The sequence below is a fragment of the Allobosea sp. AAP35 genome, from assembly GCF_001295925.1.
Taxonomy (GTDB): domain Bacteria; phylum Pseudomonadota; class Alphaproteobacteria; order Rhizobiales; family Beijerinckiaceae; genus Allobosea.
In genome coordinates, this window is sequence record NZ_LJHQ01000003.1 from 422982 (window position 1) to 439600 (window position 16619).

Sequence of the window (16619 nt, forward strand, 5' to 3'; positions counted from 1 at the left end):
GATCCGGAATCCATCGGAGGGCACCGCTCTCTACGATGGATTCCGGGTCTTCGCCCGGAATGACGGAGAGGGTGGGAACGAGACTGAGCCAGACCCGTCGCGCGGTTGTCGCAGCCGGTGGGCCTGACTATAGACGCTCCAAACGGCGCCTCGACGAGAGTCGGACGTGATTGACAACGAGAGCCGCCCCGATTGGCGGAAAGGCTGACCGAGATGAATGCCGCAGCGGCTTTCTTCTATCTCTTCGCAGGCATCACAGTCGCTTCGGCGTTCATGGTGGTGACCTCGCGCAATCCCGTTCACTCGGTGCTCTTCCTGATCCTGGCCTTCGTCAATGCGGCCGGCCTGTTCCTGCTGCTCGGGGCCGAGTTCCTGGCGATGCTGCTGATCGTCGTCTATGTCGGCGCTGTCGCGGTGCTCTTCCTCTTCGTGGTGATGATGCTCGACGTCGATTTCGCCGAGTTCCGCCAAGGCTTCCTGAACTACCTGCCGATCGGGGCGCTGATCGGGCTGATCTTCGCGGTCGAACTGCTGCTGGTGGTCGGCGCCTGGGTCATCGACCCGCAGATCGTCAGAGCGCCGGTCGCGGCCATCCCCGCCGGCATCACCAACACCGAGGCGATCGGGCGGGTGCTCTACACGCAGTATATCTACTATTTCCAGGCGGCCGGCCTCGTGCTGCTGGTCGCCATGATCGGCGCCATCGTGCTGACCTTGCGCGAGCGCCCCGGCGTCAAGCGCCAGGACATCGTCCAGCAGAACGCCCGCACCAAGGCGACCGCGATGGATGTCAAGCAGGTGAAATCGGGCGCCGCCCTGCCGGAGGAGACGGTCTGATGATCGGGCTTGGCCATTACCTCGCCGTCGGCGCGATCCTGTTCACGCTCGGCGTGCTCGGCATCTTCCTCAACCGCAAGAACGTCATCGTCATCCTGATGTCGGTCGAGCTGATCCTGCTGGCGGTCAACCTGAACTTCGTCGCCTTCTCCAGCTTCCTGAACGACATCGTCGGACAGATCTTCGCGCTGCTGGTGCTTACGGTCGCCGCGGCCGAAGCCGCCATCGGGCTTGCCATTCTCGTCGTCTACTTCCGCAACCGCGGCACGATCGCGGTGGAAGACATCAACATGATGAAAGGCTGAGGCGCGCCCGCGCCCGGAACCGCCCCATGTATCACGCGATCGTTTTCCTCCCCCTGATCGGCTTCCTGATCGCCGGCCTCTTCGGCCGGCTGATCGGCGCGCGCGGCTCGGAGATCGTCACCACGGCCCTCCTGGTCGTCTCGGCGGTCCTGTCCTGGATCGCCTTCTTCAATGTTGGCTTCGGCGCCGGCACCACCCGTATCCAGGTCGCGACCTGGATGGCCTCGGGCGGCTTGCAGGTCGACTGGGCCTTCCGCATCGACACGCTGACCGTGGTGATGCTCGTCGTCGTCAACACCGTCTCCTCGCTCGTGCATGTCTATTCGATCGGCTACATGCATGAGGATCCGCATCGGCCGCGCTTTTTTGCCTATCTGTCGCTGTTCACCTTCGCCATGCTGATGCTGGTGACCGCCGACAACCTGGTGCAGATGTTCTTCGGCTGGGAGGGCGTCGGTCTCGCCTCCTATCTGCTGATCGGCTTCTGGTACCAGAAGCCTTCCGCCTGCGCGGCCGCGATGAAGGCCTTCATCGTCAACCGCGTCGGCGATTTCGGCTTCCTGCTCGGCATCTTCCTGGTCTTCGTGCTGACCGGCTCGGTCGCCTTCGACACCATCTTCCCGCAGATCGCCGGGCTGACCGAGAGAACCTTCCGCTTCCTCGGTTATGACTGGAACGCGCTGACCCTGACCGCGCTGCTCCTGTTCATGGGCGCCATGGGCAAGTCGGCCCAGTTCCTGCTGCACACCTGGTTGCCCGACGCGATGGAGGGCCCGACGCCCGTCTCCGCGCTGATCCATGCGGCCACCATGGTCACCGCCGGCGTCTTCATGGTCGCGCGCCTGTCACCGATCTTCGAATATGCGCCGGTCGCGCTCACCGTCGTCATCGTCATCGGCGCGACGACGGCGTTCTTCGCCGCCACGATCGGCCTGGTGCAGAACGACATCAAGCGCGTCATCGCCTACTCGACCTGCTCGCAGCTCGGCTACATGTTCGTGGCGCTCGGCGTTGGGGCCTATTCGGCCGGCGTCTTCCACCTCTTCACTCATGCCTTCTTCAAGGCGCTGCTGTTTTTGGGCGCCGGCTCGGTCATACATGCGATGCATCACGAGCAGGACATGCGCAACATGGGCGGATTGCGGAAGCACATCCCGCTGACGGCCGCCGCCATGACCATCGGCACGCTGGCGCTGACCGGCTTCCCGCTGCTCGCCGGCTACTTCTCGAAGGATGCGATCATCGAGAGCGCCTATGCTGCCGTTGCGCATAAGGGCTTCGTCGCGTCCTACGCCTATGTGCTGCTGGTAGTCGCAGCCTGCATGACCTCGTTCTATTCCTGGCGACTCTATTTCATGACCTTCGAGGGCAAGCCGCGCTGGACGGGCCACGGTGCTGACGGGCACGCGCACGCCGCTGATGCGCATGGTCACGCTGACGCGCCCCTGAGCGGCCATCCCGACCACGCTCCGCCGGCCCATGAGGACACTCATGGCGCACACGTGCATGGCGATCATCACGGCCATGACCACAAGCCCCATGAGAGCCCGCTGGTGATGCTGATCCCGCTCGCCGTGCTGTCGCTCGGCGCTATTGCTGCCGGCTTCGCCTTCAAGGGCGTCTTCATCGGCGACGGCTATGACGGCTTCTGGAAGGGCGCGCTCTTCACGGGCAAGGACAACCACATCCTGCACGAGATGCACGAGGTGCCGAAATGGGTGATCTGGTCGCCCTTCGTCGCCATGCTGATCGGCTTCGCTCTGGCGCTTTATATGTATGTGCTGCGCCCCGACGTCCCGGCCAAGCTCGCCGCGGCCAATCCGGCCCTCTACAAATTCCTGCTCAACAAGTGGTATTTCGACGAACTCTACGACTTCCTGTTCGTGAAGCCCTCGATGTGGATCGGAAAATTCCTCTGGAAGAAGGGCGACGGTTTCGTCATCGACGGCATGGGCCCCGATGGCATTTCCGCCCGGGTCGTGGACGTCACCGACCGGGTCGTGCGGCTCCAGACCGGCTATGTCTATCACTACGCCTTCGCCATGCTGATCGGCGTCGCAGGCTTCGTGACCTGGTATCTCGTGGCGCGCGGGTGAGATGATGTTCGGTTTCGGTATACTCACCGGTCTTCTGATCCTGCCGCTGGTCGGCGCGGCCTTCATCCTCGCGCAACGCGGGGACGAGGCCTCGGTCGATTCCAATGCGCGCTATGCGGCGCTGGCCGCCACCGTCGCGACCTTTGTGCTCGCCTGCTTCGCCTGGGCGCAGTTCGACCCCGCCAATCCCGGCTTCCAGATGGTCGAGACCCATGCCTGGGTCTCCGAGGCCATCAAGTTCAAGCTCGGCGTCGACGGCTTCTCCTTCCCCTTCGTGGTACTGACCGCCTTCCTGATGCCGTTCTGCATCCTGGCGTCCTGGACCTCGATCACGAAGCGCGTGCGCGAATACATGGTCGCGTTCCTGATCTTGGAGACGCTGATGATCGGCGTCTTCGTGGCGCTCGACCTCGTGCTGTTCTACCTGTTCTTCGAGGGCGGCCTGATCCCGATGTTCCTGATCATCGGCATCTGGGGCGGCAAGCGGCGCGTCTATGCCTCCTACAAGTTCTTCCTCTACACGCTGCTCGGCTCGGTTCTGCTGCTGCTGGCGCTGATGGCGATGTACTGGCATGCCGGCACCACCGACATCCCGACGCTGCTGGCGCATAAATTCCCCGCCGGCATGCAGACCTGGCTGTGGCTGGCCTTCTTCGCCTCCTTCGCGGTGAAGATGCCGATGTGGCCGGTTCACACTTGGCTGCCCGACGCCCACGTCGAGGCGCCGACCGCAGGCTCCGTCGTGCTGGCCGCGATCATGTTGAAGATGGGCGGCTACGGATTCATCCGCTTCTCGATCCCGATGTTCCCCGAAGCCTCGGACTACTTCGCCTCCTTCGTCTTCGCGCTCTCCGTCATCGCCATCGTCTACACCTCGCTGGTGGCGCTGATGCAGGAGGACATCAAGAAGCTGATCGCCTACTCCTCCGTCGCCCATATGGGCTTCGTCACGATGGGCCTGTTCACCCTGACGCCGCAGGGCATCCAGGGCGCGATGTTCCAGATGGTCAGCCACGGGCTGGTCTCGGGCGCGCTCTTCCTCTGCGTCGGCGTCATCTACGACCGCATGCACACGCGCGAGATTTCCGCCTATGGCGGCCTGGTCAACCGCATGCCGGTCTATGCCGTAATCTTCATGGTCTTCACGATGGCCAATGTCGGCCTGCCCGGCACGGCCGGCTTCGTCGGCGAGTTCCTGACATTGATGGGCGCCTTCAGGGCCAACCCCTGGGTCGCTTTCATCGCCTGCTTCGGCGTGATCCTCTCGGCGGCCTATGCGCTGTGGCTCTACCGCCGCGTCATGTTCGGCGAACTGGTCAAGCCCGAGCTCAAGGCCATCCTGGATCTCAATCCACGTGAGATGGTGATCCTGGTTCCGCTGGTGCTCCTCACGGTCTGGTACGGCATCCGCCCGGGTACGATCCTCGACGCCTTCGCGGCGCCGACCGAAGCCCTCATCAAGAATTATCAGGCCGCACTCACCGCCGCGAAAACGGCGATGCTGGTCGTTCAGTAAGGTCTGTCAGGATGGCTCTGCCCGCTCTCGGCCCGGCGCTTCCGGAAATCATCCTCGCGCTGGGCGCCATCGCCATGGTGCTGTACGGCGCCATCCGCGGCGAACGCGCCACGCGCCTGCTCGAAGGCGCGGCGCTGGCGCTGTTTGCGCTCGCGCTGGTGCTGGTGCTCTCGGGCGAGGGCAGGGTTTTGACCTTCAACGACGGCTTCGTCGTCGACAGCTTCGCCCGCTTCTTCAAGGTGCTGACGCTGCTGGGCGCGGCCGCCGCGATCCTGCTCTCCTCGGACTCGCTGCGTCGCGACGGCACGATGCGGTTCGAGTTCCCGATCCTGATCGTCCTCTCGACGGTCGGCATGATGATGATGATCTCGGCCAATGACCTCATCAGCCTCTATGTCGGCCTCGAACTGCAGTCCCTGGCGCTCTATGTCGTCGCCGCCTTCGACCGCGACAATCCCAAATCCACCGAAGCCGGCCTGAAATACTTCGTCCTCGGCGCTCTCTCCTCGGGCATGCTGCTCTATGGCGCCTCGCTGGTGTACGGCTTCACCGGTACGGTCAATTATGGCGGCATCGCCGCGGCGGTCCAGGGCGGCAACCCCGGCATCGGCCTGATCTTCGGCATCGTCTTCATCGCGGCCGGCGTCGCGTTCAAGATCTCGGCGGTGCCGTTCCATATGTGGACGCCCGACGTCTATGAGGGCGCGCCGACCCCGGTCGCCGCCTTCTTCGCCTCCGCCCCCAAGATGGCGGCGATGGCGATGGTCGTGCGCATCTTCGTCGGCGCCTTCCCCGGCGCGCTGCACGAATGGCAGCAGATCGTCATCTTCATCGCGATCGCCTCGATGGGCCTTGGCGCCTTTGCTGCGATCGGTCAGAGCAACATCAAGCGCCTGCTCGCTTATTCCTCCATCGCCAATATAGGCTACGCGCTGGTCGGCCTCGCCGCCGGCACAGCGAGCGGCGTTCAGGGCGTGCTGGTCTATATGGCAATCTATCTCGCCACGACGCTCGGCGCCTTCGCCTGCATGCTCATGATGCGCCGCGACGGCAAGGCGGTCGAGGAGATCGGCGAGCTTGCCGGCCTGTCGCGCACCAATCCCTGGATGGCCTTCGCGCTGGCGATGATGATGTTCTCGCTCGCCGGTATTCCGCCGCTCGCCGGCTTCTGGGCCAAGTTCTACGTCTTCCTGGCCGCCATAGACGCCAAGCTCTATGTGCTCGCCGTCATCGGCGTCGTCACCAGCGTGGTCGGCGCCTATTATTATCTGCGGCTGGTCAAGCTGATGTATTTCGACGAGGCCAAGCCCGCTTTCGAGAAGGGCGACATCGGCGTGCGCGCCGTGCTCCTGGTCTCGGCTTTGTTCGTCCTGGCGCTGTCGCTGCTGCCCGCCCCGCTGCTGAACTCGGCTGGCGCTGCGGCGAAGTCGCTGTTTTGAGTGTGGCCGTCATGCTCGGGCCTGACCCGAGCATCTCAGGACGCGAAGTCGCCGGTGTTTCATCCGGCCGGAGATTCTCGGGTCTTCGCTACGCTGCGCCCGAGAATGACGACCCGTCTCATGCTCGGTGAAGCCGCCCGTGCCGCCGGCTACCGGCTGGTTGTTCGCGAAGAGGTCGGCTCCACAATGGAGGAGGCGCGCCGCGCGCTTCAGCAGGGCGAGCCCGGTCAGCTCTGGATCGTCGCCCGCAGCCAGAACGCCGGTCGCGGCCGCCACGGGCGGCAATGGACCTCGCCGCCCGGCAATCTCTACGCCAGCCTGTTGCTGGTCGACCCTTGCGAGCCGGTGCGCGCGCCACAGCTCGGCTTCGTCGCGGGTCTGGCGCTCCATGACGCCGCAGCGAAGGTCACGGGTCTCAACGATCCCAGGCTCGGGCTGAAATGGCCCAATGATCTGTTGATCGACGGCGCCAAATGCTCTGGCCTTTTGCTCGAGGGCGAAAGCGGGGCAGGACGGTTTGCCGTCGTCGCCGGACTGGGCATCAACATCGCCTCCTGCGCGCAGGGCACACCCTATCCGGCGAGCTTCCTCAAGGCGCATGCGCCGCAAGCGACGATCGAGGCCGCACTCGCCGCACTCTCCGACGCCTGGGCTGCACGCTTCGCAACCTGGCAATCGGGGGGCGGTTTCGCGGCCATTCGGCAGGCCTGGCTCGAACGGGCCGCTTTCTTGGGGCAGACGATCACGATCAGGCCCGCCGAGGGCGCCGTCACCGGCGTTTTTTCCGGCATCGACGCCACGGGGCGGCTGCTACTGGAGACCGCGGCCGGCCCGCGCCAATTCGATGCCGGCGATCTCTTCTTCGGGCAGCCGCCCTTGGATGAGCCACGAGCCTGATCCAACGTCACTGCGAGCGGAGCGAAGGAATCCAGGACGGTAGAGCGAAAACCGTCTCGATGGCTCGGTGGTGCTCGCCATGACGACCTGCCGCCGCTCTGGAGCCTCGTGTCGTGGCGTGGTAGGGCTCCCGCTCGATATCGGCGCTGCCCCGCGCCCCGCTTTCAGTCAGGATGTTTCGTGACCCGTTCCAAAGACCAGCTTGTTTTCGTTCCACTCGGCGGCCTCGGCGAGATCGGCATGAACGCCGCCCTCTACGGCTTTGGACCGGAAGGTCGGAGGAAATGGATCCTGGTCGATTGCGGCCTGTCCTTCGCCGGTCCGGAGGTTCCGGGCGTCGACATCATGCTGCCGGACCTGCGCTACATCATCGAGGAGCGCGCGAACCTGCTGGGCATCGTCATTACCCATGCCCATGAGGATCATATCGGCGCACTCGCCGCGCTCTGGCCGTCCCTGCGGGCGCCGGTCTACTGCACGAAATTCGCAGCTGGCCTGCTGGCGACGCGCCGCCTGTCGGAGCCGGGCGCGCCGAAGGTGCCGATGAACATCATCGCGCAGGGCGGCAGCTTCAAGCTTGGCCCCTTCGAGATCGAGTTCGTACCCGTCGCACACTCGATCCCCGAATCGAACGCGCTCGCCATCCGCACACCCGTCGGCCTCGTCGTCCACACTGGCGACTGGAAGATCGACGTGACGCCGCAGGTCGGCCTGCCGACCGACGAGAAGCGCCTGCGCGAACTCGGCGACGAGGGCGTCCTCGCGATGATCTGCGATTCGACCAACGTCATGCGCGACGGCACCTCGCCGAGCGAGGCCGATGTCGCCGCCAAGATCAAGGAACTGGTGCATTCGGCGCCGGGTCGTGTCGCCGTCACCACCTTCGCCTCCAATGTCGCGCGCCTGCGCGCCGTGGCGGAAGCCGCCATGGCCGATCAGCGCGAGGTCGTCGTCGTCGGCCGCGCCATGGACCGCGTCATCGATGTCGCGCGCGAATGCGGCTATCTCGACGGCATCCCGGCGTTCCGCTCTGCCGACACCTATGGCTACCTGCCGCGCGACAAGGTCGTCTGCCTGTTGACCGGCAGCCAGGGCGAGCCGCGCGCCGCGCTGTCGCGCATCGCCTCCGACGATCATCCCGAGATCACGCTGACGCCGGGCGACCGCGTGATCTTCTCCTCGCGCACCATTCCCGGCAATGAAAAGGCCGTCGGCGCGATCCAGAACGCGCTAGCCCGCGACAATATCGAGATCATCACCGACCGGACGCATCTGGTCCATGTCTCCGGCCATCCCCGCCGCGAGGAAATGGCCAGGCTCTATGGCTGGCTCAAGCCCAAGATCGTCATCCCAGCCCATGGCGAGGATTTGCATCTGTCGGAGCATGCGACCTTCGCCCGCGGGCTCGGCGTCAAGATCGTGGTGCGCGCCGGCAATGGCGATGTGGTCGAGATCACCCCCGAGGGCGCCAGCAAGATCGACGAGGTCAACCATGGCCGGCTCTACCAGGACGGCAATCTGCTGGTGAATGCGCTGGAGAAGACGATTCCCGAGCGCCGCCGGCTCTCCTTCGTGGGCATGATCTCGGTCGCGGTCGCGATCGATCAGAAGGGCGGGCTCGCCGGTGATCCCGAGATCGCCGTTCTCGGCCTGCCGCCCTATACGCGCGATGGCAGCGGCTTCGACGAATATGTCGCCGAGGCCGTGTCGGAACTGATCGACGGCATTCCCAAGGCGCGCCGCCGCGATCCGGAGGCGCTTCGCAACGCGCTGGAGCGCGGTTTGCGCAGCGCCGTCAACGAGGAGTGGGGCAAGAAGCCGCTGGTGCATGCGCTGGTGATCGAGGTTTAGCGAGTGGCGAATGGCGAGTGGCGAATGATAGAACGGAGATGGTCTCGCCACGCGTCACTCGCCATTCGCCCCTTGCCCAAGCAGAGCCCCCCATGATCGGACGCCTGAACCACGTCGCCATCGCCGTCGGTGATCTTGCCGCCGCCACCGCTCTTTATCGCGACACGCTCGGCGCGCGCGTCTCCCAGCCCTTGCCGCAGCCGGAACACGGCGTCACCGTGGTCTTCGTCGAACTGCCCAACACCAAGATCGAGCTGCTCGAGCCGCTGGGGGCCGAGTCGCCGGTGGCAAAATTCATCGCGCGCAATCCCGATGGCGGCATCCACCACATCTGCTACGAGGTCGACGACATCATCGCCGCCCGCGACCGGTTGACGGAGAGTGGTGCGCGCGTGCTGGGCACCGGCGAGCCGCGCATCGGCGCCCATGGCAAGCCCGTCATCTTCCTCCATCCCAAGGATTTCAACGGGACGCTCGTCGAGCTCGAACAAGCCTGATTGTGGTACAGATGTCCGACATAACCTTCTTTGGCGAACCGGAGCCGGGCTCGGCCCGCCCGTTCAGCGCCGCGACCCGCGCCGGAGGCCTGGTTTTCGTCTCCGGCCATTCCGCGCCACATGATCCCTTGCGCGGAATCGATCGTGGCGAGACGCCTGCCGACGAAGTGCGCAACGCGCTCGTGCATATCGCCGGTATCCTGACGGAGGCCGACAGCGCGCTCGATCGCGTCGTGCAGATGACAATGCTCATCACTGACCCGGCCGATTACGCGGCCTGCAACGCCGAATATGTGAAGCATTTCCCGCGCGGGCTGCCAGCGCGCCATACGGCACGCTTCGGCGTGCCGACGCAGGCCCGCGTCGCCTTCTCCTGCATCGCCCTGGCCGGCGATAGCGACAAGGACCCATCGTCATGACAATCGCCAGCGCGCTCGCGGTCTATTTCGTGATCTGGTGGACGGTGCTCTTCGCGGTACTGCCCTTCGGCATCCGTAGCCAGGTCGAGACCGGCGACGTCGTCGCGGGCACCGAGCCCGGCGCGCCTGCGCTGCCGGGGCTTTTGCGCAAGGCGGTGATCACCTCGTTGATCGCGGCGGTCGTCTTCCTGTTCGTCTGGTATGGCTGGGCAGCGCTGGATCTCTGACGGACGGGGATCCGCGGCGCTGCGAGGGGATCCTGGCCGGCGGGCTCCCCGGAGCAAGGCCGATAACAGACAAAGAAAAAGGCAAGGCCGAAGCCTTGCCCTCGCTAGTCTGTTTTTACCGCAGTAACGGCGCGCGTCTGTTTGCGTGCGACTCGTATACTAGGCGGGCGTTTGTCCTCCCGAGACCTGGTCCGCGGAGCTTCGATCAACAAAGCGTGTCCAGCAAGAGTTTGATAACCGATCGCCACACGTTTGTCATCAGTTTGAGCAGGTGCCGCCTCAACTTTTTGCAAATTTATTCTGTGATGCACTTGTGCGGTGCAACATCATGCGCTTCTGACCCTTGAGGTGCCTTGTTCTGGCCCCAGGATGCCGCTACGACCCGCGAAGATGAGATGCCCGCCGGATCACCGGTGTCACGGAGATGACAATGCTGCGCACATCGCTTGCCACCCTCGCTGTCCTGACATCGCTCGGCCTGGCCGCGCTGCCGGCGGGGGCACAGGCTCCCGATCCCGCCAACACCCTGATCATGGAGACCAAGGGCGGCCCGGTCACGATCCGGCTGCGGCCTGATCTCGCGCCCAGGCATGTCGAGCAGATCAAGGCGCTGACCAAGCGCGGCTTCTATGACGGCATCGTCTTCCACCGCGTCATCGACGGCTTCATGGCCCAGACCGGCGATCCGACCGGCACTGGCACCGGCGGCTCCGATCTGCCCAATATCAAGGCGGAGTTCACCCCGACACCCTACAAGGTGGGTTCGGTCGGTATGGCGCGCTCGCAATCGCCCGACTCGGCCAATTCGCAGTTCTTCATCTGCTTCGAGGGCTGCGGCTCGCTGACCGGGCAGTATACGCTCTTCGGCGAGGTCGTTTCGGGGATGGATGCAGTTCGCAAGATCAAGAAGGGCGCTCCCGGCAGCGGCTTGGTCTCGGGCCCTGACAAGATCGACCGGATGCGCCTGCAGGCCGACGCCAAGTAGTATGCGCGCGGGTCGGGCGGTTGACCGATTTCGCGCAAGCCTTTTGGTTCGCGCAAGTCTGATCTGCTCTCTATCGCTGTCGTTCGTCGGCCCCGGGACTACGCAGGAAACCCGCGATTTTGGCCTGCCACCCGCCTCTGGCTCGCAAAATCCGGTCCTCCCGCCGCCATCGGGGTCGCAGAACCCGGTTCTGCCGCCGCCGAGCGGACAGCGCTATGTCCCGGGTGTCGGTGGGCCGTTTCGAGGGGACGATCTGCCCGGCAGCGGCGACCGCCGAACACAGCCGCCACCGCGTTCCGGCAGCGGCGAAATCGGCGTCGTCGGCGGAATCGACCCCTCGACGGAATCCTTCAAGAGCGCCGCGCTCGATCGTCTGGGCGATATCGGACCGGCCCTGCGACGCTGCTGGACGCCCCCCGCCTTCGACGGCGCCGACAGCGGCGTGATGGCGACCGTGCGGTTCAGCCTGCGCCGTGACGGCACGCTCTTCGGCCAACCCCGCGTGACCTGGGAAACGAAAAGATCCGATCCCGATCTACGCCGGCGCTTCGTCGATTCGGTGGTGGCGGCGGTCCAGGCCTGCACACCAATGAGGTTGTCCCCGGCGCTGGGAGCCGCTATCGCGGGACGACCTTTGTCCATCCGCTTCCACGGCCGCGCGCCGTCCACTGAAAGGCCGATCTGATGTCCCACGATCCCGAGAACACCCTCGTCATGGAAACCACCAAGGGCAAGGTGGTGATCAAGCTGCGCCCCGACCTGGCGCCCAACCATGTCGAACGCCTCAAGCTGCTCGCTCGCGAGGGCTTCTATGACGGCATCGTCTTCCATCGCGTCATTGACGGCTTCATGGCGCAGGTCGGCTGCCCGCACGGCACCGGCACCGGCGGCTCGAAGCACCCCGACCTCGCCCAGGAGTTCAACGCCGAGCCGCATGTGCGCGGCGTCTGCTCGATGGCCCGCTCGCAGAACCCGAACTCGGCCAACAGCCAGTTCTTCATCGTCTTCGAGGACGCACGCTTCCTCGACAAGCAGTACACCGCCTGGGGCCAGGTCGTCGAAGGCATGGAGATCGTGGATAAGATCAAGCGCGGCGAGCCCGTGCGCGACCCCGATTCGATCGTCTCGATGAAGGTCCTGGCCGACGTCGCCTGAGCCGGACCGTGGATGTCGGTCTTTTCGATTTCGACCTCCCCGAAGACCGCATCGCGCTGAGGCCCGCCAGCCCGCGCGATGCGGCGCGTCTGCTCGTCGTCCGGCCCGATGCGGTTAAGCTGTTCGAGGATCGCGGCATCCGCGACCTCGTAAGTCTGCTTGAGCCGGGCGACGCACTCGTGCTCAACGACACGCGCGTGATCCCCTCGCGTCTTTATGGCCGCCGCGCCCGGGGCGAGACTTCGGCGCGCGTCGAGATCATGCTGCACAAGCGCGAGGCCCAGGATCGCTGGCTCGCCTTCGCGCGGCCGGCCAAGAAGCTGGCTCTGGGCGAGACGATCGTCTTTGAAAATGCGCTCGAGGGCGCCGCCTGCGAACTCGGCAGGCTGCAGGCGGAGGTTGTCGCCAAGGCGGATGGCGGGGAAGTCGAACTGCGCTTTGCGCTGTCGGGTCCTCATCTCGACGAGGCCATCGCGCGCCTGGGCGAACTCCCGCTACCGCCCTATATCGCCGGCAAACGCGCCACCGACGCGGCCGATGCGAGCGATTACCAGACGATGCATGCCCGCACCGATGGGGCGGTTGCGGCGCCGACCGCGGGCCTGCATTTCACGCCGGAGCTTGTCGCGGCGCTGGAAGCCCGCGGCGTGACCCGCCATCTGGTGACCTTGCATGTCGGCGCCGGCACCTTCCTGCCGGTGAAGGCTGACGACACCGACGATCACCGCATGCATGCCGAATGGGGAAGTGTTTCGCCGCCAACGGCCTCGGCGCTGAACGCCGTCCGTGCAAGGGGAGGGCGGATCGTCGCGGTCGGGACCACCTCGCTGCGGCTCCTCGAAAGCGCTACGGGCGAGGATGGCGTCATCGCCCCGTTTTCAGGCGACACCGCGATCTTCATCACGCCTGGCTATCGCTTCCGGGCCGTCGATCTGTTGCTGACCAATTTTCATTTGCCACGCTCGACCCTGTTCATGCTGGTTTCGGCCTTTTGCGGGCTGGATGTGATGAAGCGGGCCTATGCGCACGCCATCGCGGGCGGCTATCGCTTCTACTCCTATGGCGATGGCAGCCTGTTGCATCGGGCAGAGCCCGATCAATCGAGGCTTTGACGGGCGTCTTTCGTCATTGCGAGCGCAGCGAAGCAATCCAGAAGGGGATGCTTGACGTCTCTGGATTGTTTCGCTGCGCTCGCAATAACGACAGCGACCCGTCGCAGGAAAATCCTGTTCCGGCTCGCCATTGGCGACTGAAAATGCTACCCGGCACCACCACACAGGAATACTGACGGACCATGGCCGATATTTTCCGCGAGATCGATGAGGAAGTCCGCCGCGACAAGGCGGCGGAGCTCTGGAAGAAATATGGCTGGCTCTTCACAGGCCTGGCGGTTCTCGCTGTGCTTGCCGTCGCGGGTTGGCAGTTCTGGCTCTATCGCGAGCAGCAAGCGTCGCAGGTCGTCGGCGGCCGGCTTGAGGCTGCGCTGAAGGCTTCGCGCGACGGCAACGGCTCGGAAGCCGAAACGATATTGGGTGGTCTCGTCGCCAGCGCGCCGACCGGATACCGCCAAATCGCCCGCTTTCGCCTCGCGGCGGAAACCGCCAAGCGCGATGCCACCGTGGGCGCGACCGCGTTCGACCTGATCGCCGCCGACGGCGCGCTGCCGCAGCTTTATCGCGACCTCGCCCGTCTGCGCGCCGGCATGCTGCGGGTCGACCTCGTGCCTTATGCCGAGCTTCGGCAGGGGCTGGAGCCGCTGGCGACCGCGCAAGGCGTCTGGCGCCATTCGGCCCGTGAGTTCCTCGGCATCGCCGCGCTCAAGGCCAATCTGTTCGAAGACGCGGGCCGCTGGTTCGATGCCATCGTGACCGACCCGCAATCGCCTGCGGTGCTGCGCCAGCGCACGGAACTCTATCTGGCGCTGGTGCGCGGCGGGCCCGTCGAGACCAAGAACTGACCGACCTTAGATTACGGACGCCGTCATCCCGGGCGACCGCAGGGAGACCCGGGATCCATGCCTGAACCTTTCAGGCAAAGGCTCCGGCATGGATCCCGGATCGGCGCCGCTTCGCAGCTTGTCCGGGATGACGGCGTAACAGGACATAATGTAGAATGACCGCCACCGTCGCCATCATAGGCCGCCCCAATGTCGGCAAGTCGACGCTGTTCAATCGGCTCGTCGGCAAGAAGCTTGCGCTCGTCGACGATCTTCCGGGCGTGACGCGTGACCGGCGCGAGGGGGAGGCCTCGCTTGGCCATCTGCGCTTCAACATCGTCGATACCGCCGGGCTCGAAGAGGCCGATCCGGCCTCGCTCGCCGGCCGCATGCGCGCGCAGACTCAAACCGCCATCGACGAGGCCGACGTCATCCTGTTCATGATCGATGCCAGGCTCGGCCTGACGCCGATGGACCAGCCCTTCGCCGATCTCGTGCGCAAATCCGGCAAGCCGGTCATCCTGCTTGCCAACAAGGCGGAAGGGAAGAAGGGTCTCGACGGCATCTTCGAATCCTATGCGCTTGGCCTGGGCGATCCCGTGCCGTTCTCGGCCGAGCATGGCGAGGGCACGTCCGACCTGCTGGAGGCGCTCGCGCCTTATGTCGATGTCGAGCCGGAGGAGGAAGAGCCCTTCGACGAGAGCTATGGCGACAAGCGCTGGGTCGAGGCGCCGGCCGCCTTCGTCGATGAGGAGGCGGAGTACAACGACCCCAACAAGCCGCTGCGCGTCACCATCATCGGCCGCCCCAATGCCGGCAAGTCGACGCTGGTCAACCGCATGATTGGCGAGGAGCGCCTGCTGACCGGACCCGAGGCCGGCATCACCCGCGACACCATCTCGGTCGACTATGAATGGCGCGGGCGCCCGGTAAAACTCTTCGATACGGCCGGCATGCGCAAGCGCGCTCGCATCGAGGAGAAGCTGGAGAAAATGTCGGTGCAGGATGCGCTGCGCGCCATCCGCTTCGCCGAGGTCGTGGTCGTGCTGCTGGACGCCACCATCCCCTTTGAGAAGCAGGACCTGACGCTGGTCGACTTCACCGAGCGCGAGGGCCGCACCGTCGTCATCGGCCTGAACAAATGGGATCTCGTCGCCGACAAGAACGGCCTTCTCGCCGAGCTCAAGGAGAAGGCCACGCATCTGCTCGCACAGGTGCGCGGTGTGCCGATCATTCCGCTCTCGGGGCTGGCCGGCGAGGGCATCGACCGACTGATGCAGGCGGTGTTTCAGGCTTACGACGTCTGGAATCGCCGCGTCTCGACGGCGAAGATCAACCGCTGGCTCGAAGGTGTGCTCTCGGCCCATCCGCCGCCAGCCGTGGCCGGCCGGCGCATCAAGGTCCGTTACATGACGCAGGCCAAGGCCCGCCCTCCGACCTTCGCGCTGTTCGGCAACCAGCTCGACCATCTGCCGGTGTCCTACACCCGCTACCTCGTCAACAATCTGCGCGAGGCCTTCGACCTGCCGGGCACGCCGATCCGCCTGCACACGCGCGGCGGCGAGAACCCCTACGACAAGAACAAGCGGGCGGGGTAGGGAGCCGCCGTTATTCTCGGGCGAAGCGAAGCGCAGACCCGAAAATCTCCTGCAAGAGCTGCTCGGGTCAAGCCCGAGCATGACGCCCGCGGGCTACAGCGGCATCTGCGGCGTCAGCACCTTGCCCTGCGGGAAGTCGAAGATCTTCCCCGTCTCAGCCCAGTCCGGCGAGGCGATTGCGACGAGATGCGGCGCCAGGTCTTCCGGCGTCTTCAGCGTCAGCGGGTCTTCGCCCGGCATCGCCTCGGCCCGCATCCGCGTGCGCAGCGGCCCAGGATTGACCATCATCACCTTCAGCGGCGTCGTCGCGGTCTCGGCGGCGTAGGTCCGCCCCATCGCCTCGACGGCTGCCTTGGAGATCGAATAGGGCCCCCAATAGGCCGAGCATTTATGCGCCGCGCCTGAGGACATCAGGATCACGCGGGCAGCATCCGAAGCCTGGAGTGCCGGCTCCAGCGATTTCAGCAGGCGCCAATTGGCGGTGACATTCGTGTCGAAGACCTTGGCCCATTCCTTGGGCGAGGCATGCGTCAGCGGCGAGAGCGGGCCCAGGATGCCGGCATTGGCGAACAGGATGTCGAGCTTGCCCCAGCGCTGCAGCAGCGCCGGGCCGAGCTTCTCGATCGCCGGCGCATCGCCGAGGTCGAGAGGCACCAGCGTCGCCGCGCCACCCGCTGCACGGATCTCGTCGTCGAGTTCCTCCAGCGCACCGCTGGTGCGCGCCAAGGCGATGACATGGGCGCCGGCCTGCGCGAAGGCGAGAGCAGCCGCCCGCCCGATGCCGCGCGAGGCGCCGGTGACGAGCGCGATGCGTCCGGAGAGAGGAGTGTCCATGGCGGTGCTTTTCCAGATGAAAGTGTC

At 65.3% G+C, this 16619-nt stretch carries 17 protein-coding genes; 16 read left to right on the forward strand and 1 reads right to left on the reverse strand.

What is annotated here, in order from left to right; genetic code table 11:
• Positions 1-213 precede the first annotated feature (213 nt).
• From IP69_RS03070 to der, 16 genes are all read left to right on the forward strand, one after another.
• Positions 214-837, forward strand: coding sequence for an NADH-quinone oxidoreductase subunit J (locus IP69_RS03070; RefSeq protein WP_054141431.1), 624 nt, complete (start codon positions 214-216; stop codon positions 835-837).
• Positions 834-1142 (forward strand): NADH-quinone oxidoreductase subunit NuoK, encoded by a 309-nt coding sequence (gene nuoK, locus IP69_RS03075; RefSeq protein WP_054141432.1) that lies wholly within the window; start codon positions 834-836, stop codon positions 1140-1142. Before IP69_RS03070 ends, nuoK begins: the two co-directional genes overlap by 4 nt.
• Positions 1143-1168: 26 nt before the next feature.
• Entirely contained in the window at positions 1169-3238 is a 2070-nt protein-coding gene (gene nuoL, locus IP69_RS03080) for an NADH-quinone oxidoreductase subunit L (protein WP_054141311.1), read from the forward strand.
• Positions 3239-3242: 4 nt separating this feature from the next.
• Entirely contained in the window at positions 3243-4754 is a 1512-nt protein-coding gene (locus IP69_RS03085) for an NADH-quinone oxidoreductase subunit M (protein ID WP_054141433.1), read from the forward strand.
• Between the two features lie 11 nt (positions 4755-4765).
• The gene (nuoN, locus tag IP69_RS03090) at positions 4766-6193 is read left to right on the forward strand and encodes an NADH-quinone oxidoreductase subunit NuoN (RefSeq protein ID WP_054141312.1); all 1428 of its coding nucleotides are present in this window, start codon (positions 4766-4768) and stop codon (positions 6191-6193) included.
• Between the two features lie 105 nt (positions 6194-6298).
• Positions 6299-7090: a biotin--[acetyl-CoA-carboxylase] ligase gene (locus IP69_RS03095; RefSeq protein ID WP_248306680.1), complete on the forward strand. Its 792-nt coding sequence runs from the start codon at positions 6299-6301 to the stop codon at positions 7088-7090.
• A 180-nt stretch (positions 7091-7270) separates the two neighbouring features.
• The gene (locus tag IP69_RS03100) at positions 7271-8941 is read left to right on the forward strand and encodes a ribonuclease J (RefSeq protein ID WP_054141314.1); all 1671 of its coding nucleotides are present in this window, start codon (positions 7271-7273) and stop codon (positions 8939-8941) included.
• A 92-nt stretch (positions 8942-9033) separates the two neighbouring features.
• Positions 9034-9438 carry a methylmalonyl-CoA epimerase gene (gene mce, locus IP69_RS03105; protein ID WP_054141315.1) on the forward strand — a complete coding sequence of 135 codons (405 nt, stop codon included), beginning with the start codon at positions 9034-9036 and terminating at the stop codon, positions 9436-9438.
• 11 nt (positions 9439-9449) lie between these two features.
• Positions 9450-9857, forward strand: coding sequence for a RidA family protein (locus tag IP69_RS03110; protein WP_054141316.1), 408 nt, complete (start codon positions 9450-9452; stop codon positions 9855-9857).
• Positions 9854-10084 (forward strand): DUF1467 family protein, encoded by a 231-nt coding sequence (locus IP69_RS03115; protein ID WP_054141317.1) that lies wholly within the window; start codon positions 9854-9856, stop codon positions 10082-10084. Before IP69_RS03110 ends, IP69_RS03115 begins: the two co-directional genes overlap by 4 nt.
• Positions 10085-10514: 430 nt before the next feature.
• Positions 10515-11069, forward strand: a complete 555-nt coding sequence (locus tag IP69_RS03120; RefSeq protein WP_054141434.1) for a peptidylprolyl isomerase — start codon at positions 10515-10517, stop codon at positions 11067-11069.
• Positions 11070-11112: 43 nt separating this feature from the next.
• Positions 11113-11754: a hypothetical protein gene (locus IP69_RS03125; RefSeq protein ID WP_054141318.1), complete on the forward strand. Its 642-nt coding sequence runs from the start codon at positions 11113-11115 to the stop codon at positions 11752-11754.
• Positions 11754-12224 carry a peptidylprolyl isomerase gene (locus IP69_RS03130; RefSeq protein ID WP_054141319.1) on the forward strand — a complete coding sequence of 157 codons (471 nt, stop codon included), beginning with the start codon at positions 11754-11756 and terminating at the stop codon, positions 12222-12224. The genes IP69_RS03125 and IP69_RS03130 overlap by 1 nt, the downstream gene beginning before the upstream one ends.
• An 8-nt stretch (positions 12225-12232) precedes the next feature.
• On the forward strand, positions 12233-13336 hold the full coding sequence (gene queA, locus IP69_RS03135; protein WP_054141320.1) for a tRNA preQ1(34) S-adenosylmethionine ribosyltransferase-isomerase QueA: 1104 nt from the start codon (positions 12233-12235) through the stop codon (positions 13334-13336).
• Between the two features lie 182 nt (positions 13337-13518).
• Positions 13519-14181, forward strand: coding sequence for a tetratricopeptide repeat protein (locus IP69_RS03140; protein WP_054141321.1), 663 nt, complete (start codon positions 13519-13521; stop codon positions 14179-14181).
• Positions 14182-14336: 155 nt separating this feature from the next.
• The gene (gene der, locus IP69_RS03145) at positions 14337-15758 is read left to right on the forward strand and encodes a ribosome biogenesis GTPase Der (protein ID WP_054141322.1); all 1422 of its coding nucleotides are present in this window, start codon (positions 14337-14339) and stop codon (positions 15756-15758) included.
• 93 nt (positions 15759-15851) lie between these two features.
• Here der and IP69_RS03150 read toward each other — a convergent pair whose 3' ends face one another.
• On the reverse strand, positions 15852-16592 hold the full coding sequence (locus IP69_RS03150) for an SDR family NAD(P)-dependent oxidoreductase (protein ID WP_054141323.1): 741 nt from the start codon (positions 16590-16592) through the stop codon (positions 15852-15854).
• Positions 16593-16619: the final 27 nt, after the last annotated feature.

What these genes read in the sequence shown, in the direction of transcription:
- IP69_RS03070 (WP_054141431.1), top strand. Translation starts at nt 214, where the DNA reads ATGAATGCCGCAGCGGCTTTCTTCTATCTCTTCGCAGGCATCACAGTC.
- nuoL (WP_054141311.1), top strand. Translation starts at nt 1,169, where the DNA reads ATGTATCACGCGATCGTTTTCCTCCCCCTGATCGGCTTCCTGATCGCC.
- IP69_RS03085 (WP_054141433.1), top strand. Translation starts at nt 3,243, where the DNA reads ATGTTCGGTTTCGGTATACTCACCGGTCTTCTGATCCTGCCGCTGGTC.
- nuoN (WP_054141312.1), top strand. Translation starts at nt 4,766, where the DNA reads ATGGCTCTGCCCGCTCTCGGCCCGGCGCTTCCGGAAATCATCCTCGCG.
- IP69_RS03095 (WP_248306680.1), top strand. Translation starts at nt 6,299, where the DNA reads ATGACGACCCGTCTCATGCTCGGTGAAGCCGCCCGTGCCGCCGGCTAC.
- mce (WP_054141315.1), top strand. Translation starts at nt 9,034, where the DNA reads ATGATCGGACGCCTGAACCACGTCGCCATCGCCGTCGGTGATCTTGCC.
- IP69_RS03110 (WP_054141316.1), top strand. Translation starts at nt 9,450, where the DNA reads ATGTCCGACATAACCTTCTTTGGCGAACCGGAGCCGGGCTCGGCCCGC.
- IP69_RS03115 (WP_054141317.1), top strand. Translation starts at nt 9,854, where the DNA reads ATGACAATCGCCAGCGCGCTCGCGGTCTATTTCGTGATCTGGTGGACG.
- IP69_RS03120 (WP_054141434.1), top strand. Translation starts at nt 10,515, where the DNA reads ATGCTGCGCACATCGCTTGCCACCCTCGCTGTCCTGACATCGCTCGGC.
- IP69_RS03130 (WP_054141319.1), top strand. Translation starts at nt 11,754, where the DNA reads ATGTCCCACGATCCCGAGAACACCCTCGTCATGGAAACCACCAAGGGC.
- IP69_RS03140 (WP_054141321.1), top strand. Translation starts at nt 13,519, where the DNA reads ATGGCCGATATTTTCCGCGAGATCGATGAGGAAGTCCGCCGCGACAAG.
- der (WP_054141322.1), top strand. Translation starts at nt 14,337, where the DNA reads ATGACCGCCACCGTCGCCATCATAGGCCGCCCCAATGTCGGCAAGTCG.
- IP69_RS03150 (WP_054141323.1), bottom strand. Translation starts at nt 16,592, where the DNA reads ATGGACACTCCTCTCTCCGGACGCATCGCGCTCGTCACCGGCGCCTCG.